This is a genomic window from Vibrio sp. 03_296 (genome assembly GCF_002265885.1).
Genome location: NZ_NPKW01000055.1, coordinates 94,610 through 101,085, shown reverse-complemented (window position 1 = coordinate 101,085; position 6,476 = coordinate 94,610). Strand labels below are relative to the sequence as shown.

Below are 6,476 nucleotides of genomic sequence, written 5' to 3'. Positions count from 1 at the left end.
ATGGGGTGAAGTTCCTTGGCGTTGAAATCGGGGAACAATACACCCGTATTCAGCCCAAGAAACTGGCTCTGTTCAAACAGACGTTGAAGCAGATGAGCAAACGCAATGGCGGAAAGCCGCTAGTGCAAGTCATCAACGAGCTAAATCCCGTTTTACGAGGGTTCAGTCAGTACTTCAGGATCGCCAATACCAGCAGGGAGTTCTCGCGAATAGCAGGATGGTTAAGGCGCAGACTGCGCAGCATCCAGTTAAAATTATGGAAGAAACCGTTACGGCTGCACCGCAAGCTGAAACAGCTTGGTTACAAGCCGCCGTTCAGGTCAATTCAAATGAGTAGCTGGAAAAATGCGCAGAGTCCCTTAGCCAGTTATGCGATGCCAAATCAATGGTTTAACGATCTTGGTTTGTTCAATATCGAGCATGTTAGGACAGGATACGTGTTCAGCAATTATGCTGAATGGAAGTGTGCATGAGCCGTATACGAGGCCCGTACGTACGGTTCTGTAAGAGGGATGAGGCGGCAACGCCTCACCCTACTTGTTGTGTGTGGTTGATAGCATTCGACTCAACAAAGAGTAAAGAGAGCCATTGCTCCCTTTCTTTGCTCTTACTATTTGCTGCGCTTGACCGCCATATGTGCAAGTGCAATCAATGCTTGCTTGTATTCAGACTCAGGTAACACCTGCAACTCCGCAATAGCCTTATCGGCTTCTTCCATGGCTTTTGCTTCAGTGTAGGTCAACGAACCTGCTTGTTGCATTACGGCTAGAATGTCATCTAGACGTTCCATCCCATTGGCATTCTCGATCGCTTCTCGGATCATCTGCGCGTTTTCTGCATTGGTATGACGCATGGCATGTAACAAGGGGAGAGTGGGTTTGCCTTCTGCGAGATCATCCCCAACGTTTTTACCCATTTCTTCGCCATCTGAGGTGTAATCCATCACATCATCGATCAACTGAAACGCGGTGCCGAGATACTTACCATAATTTTGCAGTGCGGTTTCGACATCCGCCGGAGCATCGTTGAGTATGGCACCAATCTGCGTTGCGGCTTCAAACAGGCGTGCGGTCTTTGAGTAGATCACCTGCATGTAGCTTTCTTCAGTGGTATCAGGATCGTTACAGTTCATTAACTGCAATACTTCCCCTTCCGCAATAATGTTAACGGCATCGCTCATGAGCTTCAGGATCTTCATGGATCCTAGCTCTGTCATCATTTGAAAAGAGCGCGTGTAGATGAAGTCACCAACCAAAACGCTGGCAGCGTTGCCAAATGCAGCGTTAGCGGTGGCTTTGCCACGACGCATATCCGACTCATCCACCACATCATCGTGCAGCAAGGTTGCGGTATGAATAAACTCGATGAAAGCGGCTGCTGTTGTGTGAGCATTACCCTGATAGCCTAACGCTCGCGCTGAAAGCACGGCCAAAAGAGGGCGAAGACGTTTGCCACCACCACTGATGATATAAAAACCAAGTTGATTGATTAAAGAGACATCAGAATTGAGTTGGGCTTGAATTGTTTCATTCACTTTTGCCATGTCATCGGCAGTAAGCGCTTGGATAGTTTTAAAATCCATCGTATATCCGGCTGAAGTTAGACCCTGCAAGGCTTAATCGATTTGTATAATTGTCGAATAATACACTAAAAAACATTGATTAATACATTACTAAAGGGCATGATTGCCGCACTTTTATTTGGCGATTAGCTTTTCGCCAATTTTTTCAAAATATGGCTTGTCATAGGGAGCTCCTTTCTGTAGAATCTGCGCCCTATTGATGATTAGTTTAGCGCACACCCTTATTGCACAAAATATAGGCATAGGCTGTGCGGAAAGAGCGGAGTAAAATATGTACGCTGTTTTCCAATCTGGTGGTAAACAACACCGTGTAAGCGAAGGTCAAACTCTTCGTTTAGAGAAATTAGACGTTGAAACTGGTGCAACTGTTGAATTTGATAAAGTTCTTCTTGTTGCTAACGGCGAAGACATCAAAGTTGGTGCTCCTCTAGTTGAGGGCGGTAAAGTAGTTGCTGAAGTTGTACAACACGGTCGTGGCGATAAAGTTAAAATCGTTAAGTTCCGTCGTCGTAAGCACTCTCGTAAGCAACAAGGTCACCGTCAGTGGTTCACGGAAGTGAAAATCACTGGTATCAACGCGTAATCTATTAGGAGAGTTTAACAATGGCACACAAAAAAGCTGGTGGTTCTACTCGTAACGGCCGCGACTCAGAAAGCAAACGTCTGGGTGTAAAACGTTTTGGTGGTGAATCTGTTCTTGCAGGTAACATCATCGTTCGTCAACGCGGTACTCAGTTCCACGCTGGTAACAACGTTGGCCTAGGTAAAGACCACACTCTATTCGCTCTAACTGACGGTAAAGTTAAGTTCGAAGTGAAAGGTCCTAAAAACCGTAAATTCGTAAGCATCGAAGCTGAGTAATTTAGGTTTCTAGCTGAATCGAAAAACCCTGCCGTAATGGTGGGGTTTTTTATTGCAGTCGACATATTCAAAACACCCTCTCATGGTGTCTTCAATCTGTCATCTGCTAAAATGTAGTGATATTGATTTACGGGCGAAAGTAGCCGGAGTAAGAAATGAAATTCGTTGATGAAGCGGTAATTAAAGTTCAAGCTGGCGACGGCGGAAACGGTGTTGTAAGTTTCTGGCGTGAAAAATTCGTGACCAAAGGTGGCCCAGATGGCGGCGACGGTGGTGACGGTGGTGATGTATACATCCAAGCTGACGAAAACTTAAATACGCTGATTGACTACCGTTTTCAACGCTTCTATGAAGCGGAGCGTGGCCAAAATGGTAGTGGTGGTAATTGTACCGGTAAACGTGGTAAAGACATTACTTTACGCGTGCCAGTTGGTACACGTGCAGTCGATATTCATACCAATGAAATCGTGGCGGAAGTCGCTGAGCACGGAAAGAAAGTCATGGTCGCCAAAGGCGGCTGGCATGGTTTAGGTAACACGCGTTTTAAATCGTCAGTGAACCGCGCGCCACGTCAGAAAACCATGGGTACAAAAGGTGAGATTCGCGAACTGCGTTTGGAGCTATTGTTATTGGCTGATGTGGGTATGTTAGGTTTGCCGAATGCTGGTAAATCAACCTTTATCCGCGCGGTCTCTGCAGCGAAACCGAAAGTCGCGGATTACCCGTTCACTACCTTGATCCCAAGTCTGGGTGTTGTGAGTGTTGTTCCTGAGAAAAGCTTTGTTGTTGCTGATATTCCAGGGTTGATTGAAGGTGCGGCTGATGGCGCTGGTTTGGGGATTCGTTTCCTTAAACACTTAGAACGTTGTCGCGTATTGCTGCATATGATCGATATTTTCCCAATTGATCAATCGGATCCTGTACAAAATGCACTGACCATCCTTGATGAGTTAGAGCAATACAGCGAGAAGTTGGCCAATAAACCTCGTTGGTTAGTATTTAACAAGGTGGATCTTGTTAGCGAAGAGCAAGCGGATGAGATCATTCAAGAAGTGATTGATGCGTTAGGCTGGGAAGAGCAATACTTCAAGATCTCTGCGGTAAATCGTCAGGGCACTAAAGAGCTTTGTTACAAACTCGCTGACTTTATGGAACAGTTGCCACGTGAAGAGCAAGAAGTCTCTGAAGAAGAGAAAGTGAACTTCATGTGGGATTACCACCCTGATGCAAATCAAGGCGAAGTTATCACTGAAGATGATGACGACGATTGGGATGACTGGGACGATGAAGAAGATGACGGTCACGTTATCTACGTTCGTGAGTAATCGAGATATTACGATTAAAAGCCGCAATATTATTTGCGGCTTTTTTGCATCTAAATCATGTTTAGTCCGTTTTTTTTCGGGCAGAATATTTGTTTTTCGAGGCGCTTTTGCCTTTTGTTTCAATTAACAGGTCCGATCAAAAGGAATTAGGAAGTTGTTATGGCATCAACACAGCGAGCCATCTCTCGGTTGGTCGCACAAGCGGGGCAGATGTTATTAGCGCATGGAGCGGAAAGTACCTTGGTGGGCGATATTATGCGCCGCATTGGTATTGCATCTGGCGTCAGCGAAGTCGAAGTGGCGCTCTCTGCCAACGCATTGGTTGTCACCACTGTGATGGATGGTCACTGCATTACCACCACGCGGAGCTGCGTCGATCGTGGTATCAATATGAAAGCGGTCACCGAAATTCAGCGGATTTGCATCATGATGGAAAAAGGGATGCTTGATCCGATGATGGCTCAGAGAAAACTGAATAATATCAGTCCAGAGCGTTACAACCGCTGGTTAGTGGTGTTTATGATCGGCATCTCTTGCGCCTCTTTTGCTCGTTTAGCGGGGGGGGATTGGGCCGTGTTTGCGATGACATTTTTGGCTTCGGCTTGCGGCATGATCGTTCGTCAAGAAATAGGACATCGTCATTTCAACCCACTCTTGAACTTTGCCGCAACGGCGTTTGTGACCACTCTTATCTCTGCACAAGCAGTCATTCTTGAAATTGGCAACTTGCCGACGGTGGTGATGGCGTCTTCTGTGTTAATGCTGGTTCCTGGTTTTCCATTGATTAACTCGGTTGCAGATATGCTTAAAGGCCATATCAACATGGGTATTGCTCGCTTCGTTATGGCGAGTTTACTGACGTTGGCGACCAGCTTAGGGATTGTCGCGGCGATGAGTGTAACGGGTATTTGGGGATGGTCGAGCTAATGGAATTGCTAATCGGTTTACTCAACGATATGTTTTTTGCCGCGATTCCAGCGGTTGGGTTTGCATTGGTGTTCAATGTGCCACCGAGAGCGTTAATTTATTGTGCGCTCGGCGGAGCCATTGGTCATGGCAGTCGATATTTAATGATGAAATTTGGTATCCCGATTGAATGGGCGACGTTTTTTGCAGCTACCTTAGTCGGGATGATTGGTGTGTACTGGTCACGGCGTTTGTTAGCGCACCCGAAGGTGTTTACTGTCGCGGCATTGATTCCAATGGTTCCCGGTGTCTTTACTTTTAAAGCCATGATCGCAATGGTGGAGATCAACCATCTTGGCTATACCCCAGAGTTGGTGGCGGTTTGTATGGAAAACTTTTTAAAAGCGATGTTCATCATTGCGGGATTGGCGGTTGGCCTTGCCGTTCCTGGGCTGTTATTCTACCGCCGCAGACCAATAGTGTAAGGAAGAGAGATGATCATCAGTATGATTGCCGCCATGGCAAAGCAAAGAATCATTGGTAAAGATAACCAGATGCCTTGGCATCTTCCCGCAGATTTTGCTTGGTTCAAACGCTGCACGATGGGGAAACCGGTCGTGATGGGGCGTAAAACGTATGATTCGATTGGACGTCCGTTGCCAGGGCGATTGAATATTGTGATTAGTCGTGATGAAAGCTTGGTTATTGAGGGGGTCACCATGGCCAGCTCGATTGCGCATGCCTTAGCGTTGGCGGGGGATGTGGATGAAGTGATGATCATAGGTGGCGGTTCAATTTACGCTGAGTGTTTACCAAAAGCAGACAAACTTTATCTGACGTTTATCGATGCCACTATTGATGGTGATACTCAGTTTCCTGATTGGGGGGCGCAATGGTACGAGAGCCATCGCGAACATTATTCTGCTGATGAGAAAAATGGCTACGCGATGGATTTTGTTATTTTAGAAAGAGAGATTTGCTAGTTTGCTAGTGCCTTCTGACTAAATACTTGTTTGTCTTCCCAGCGAATTAGAGTAAGGCTGCCATTCCAAACGCAGCCTGTATCCAGACCAATCACTTCTTCGCTAATATAGCCTTCTAAAGCCGCCCAATGACCAAATAAAACGGGTTTCTCAAGTGTTCGACGCTGTGGCAATTTAAACCAAGGCATCAGTTCGCTCTCTTTTACTTCTGATGGTGGCAATTTGCAATCCATATCCAAACGCCCATCGGTGAAGCAAAAGCGCATGCGTGTAAAGGCATTGATGATGTAACGGTAGCGATCCAAGCCGGAGAGATTGTCCTGCCAGAGGTCGGGTTGGTTACAGTACATGTTCTCAATCAGCCAGCGGTAATTTTCGCTGCGTAGCAGGCTTTCCACTTCCTCAGCACATTGGCGTGCCGTGCTAAGATCCCATTGAGGCGAGATGCCCGCATGGCAAACGATAAATTCTGCGTGTTCTGCGAGAAGTGGTTGCTGGCGCAGCCAGTGGAGTAGTTCACTGCCATCTTCACTTTCAAAAATTGGCGCAGTTTTGTCTTTGGCTTTGTTATTGCGGATCCCGAGAGATACGGCAATGAGATGGAGATCGTGGTTACCGAGAACCACTTTGGCACTGTCGCCGAGTGATTTGATAAATCTCAGTGTTTCTAATGATTTTGGTCCGCGAGCGACCAAGTCACCTGCGACCCAGAGTGTATCCTGGTTTTTATCGAACTGGCACTGTGCTAACAGCAGCATCAGTTCATCAAAACAGCCTTGGATGTCTCCAACAATATAGTTTGCCAAATTATTGCCTCAA

9 protein-coding genes are annotated in these 6,476 nt (G+C 46.5%); 7 read left to right on the top strand and 2 right to left on the bottom strand.

Going from position 1 to position 6,476, the window contains the following annotated elements; all coding sequences use genetic code 11:
• On the top strand, positions 1 to 473 hold a 473-nt coding region (locus CIK04_RS06110), incomplete at its 5' end, for a group II intron maturase-specific domain-containing protein (RefSeq protein ID WP_325205697.1).
• A 137-nt stretch (positions 474 to 610) separates the two neighbouring features.
• Here the strand turns inward: CIK04_RS06110 and ispB are convergent.
• Entirely contained in the window at positions 611 to 1,582 is a 972-nt protein-coding gene (gene ispB / locus CIK04_RS06105; RefSeq protein WP_026130536.1) for an octaprenyl diphosphate synthase, read from the bottom strand.
• A 271-nt stretch (positions 1,583 to 1,853) separates the two neighbouring features.
• Here ispB and rplU point away from each other — a divergent pair, with 271 nt between their 5' ends.
• From rplU to folA, 6 genes are all read left to right on the top strand, one after another.
• Positions 1,854 to 2,165: a 50S ribosomal protein L21 gene (gene rplU / locus CIK04_RS06100; RefSeq protein ID WP_000271393.1), complete on the top strand. Its 312-nt coding sequence runs from the start codon at positions 1,854 to 1,856 to the stop codon at positions 2,163 to 2,165.
• 20 nt (positions 2,166 to 2,185) lie between these two features.
• Entirely contained in the window at positions 2,186 to 2,443 is a 258-nt protein-coding gene (rpmA, locus tag CIK04_RS06095; RefSeq protein ID WP_011078749.1) for a 50S ribosomal protein L27, read from the top strand.
• 155 nt (positions 2,444 to 2,598) lie between these two features.
• A complete protein-coding gene (gene cgtA, locus CIK04_RS06090) occupies positions 2,599 to 3,768 on the top strand; it encodes an Obg family GTPase CgtA (RefSeq protein WP_038963713.1) in 1,170 nt (389 codons plus the stop codon).
• Between the two features lie 159 nt (positions 3,769 to 3,927).
• Positions 3,928 to 4,695: a threonine/serine exporter ThrE family protein gene (locus CIK04_RS06085; protein ID WP_039449624.1), complete on the top strand. Its 768-nt coding sequence runs from the start codon at positions 3,928 to 3,930 to the stop codon at positions 4,693 to 4,695.
• Positions 4,683 to 5,159, top strand: coding sequence for a threonine/serine exporter family protein (locus CIK04_RS06080; RefSeq protein ID WP_038940587.1), 477 nt, complete (start codon positions 4,683 to 4,685; stop codon positions 5,157 to 5,159). The genes CIK04_RS06085 and CIK04_RS06080 overlap by 13 nt, the downstream gene beginning before the upstream one ends.
• Before the next feature lie 9 nt (positions 5,160 to 5,168).
• On the top strand, positions 5,169 to 5,657 hold the full coding sequence (gene folA / locus CIK04_RS06075) for a type 3 dihydrofolate reductase (protein WP_039449626.1): 489 nt from the start codon (positions 5,169 to 5,171) through the stop codon (positions 5,655 to 5,657).
• Here the strand turns inward: folA and apaH are convergent.
• The gene (gene apaH / locus CIK04_RS06070) at positions 5,654 to 6,463 is read right to left on the bottom strand and encodes a bis(5'-nucleosyl)-tetraphosphatase (symmetrical) ApaH (RefSeq protein ID WP_097352396.1); all 810 of its coding nucleotides are present in this window, start codon (positions 6,461 to 6,463) and stop codon (positions 5,654 to 5,656) included. The genes folA and apaH overlap by 4 nt on opposite strands.
• Positions 6,464 to 6,476: the final 13 nt, after the last annotated feature.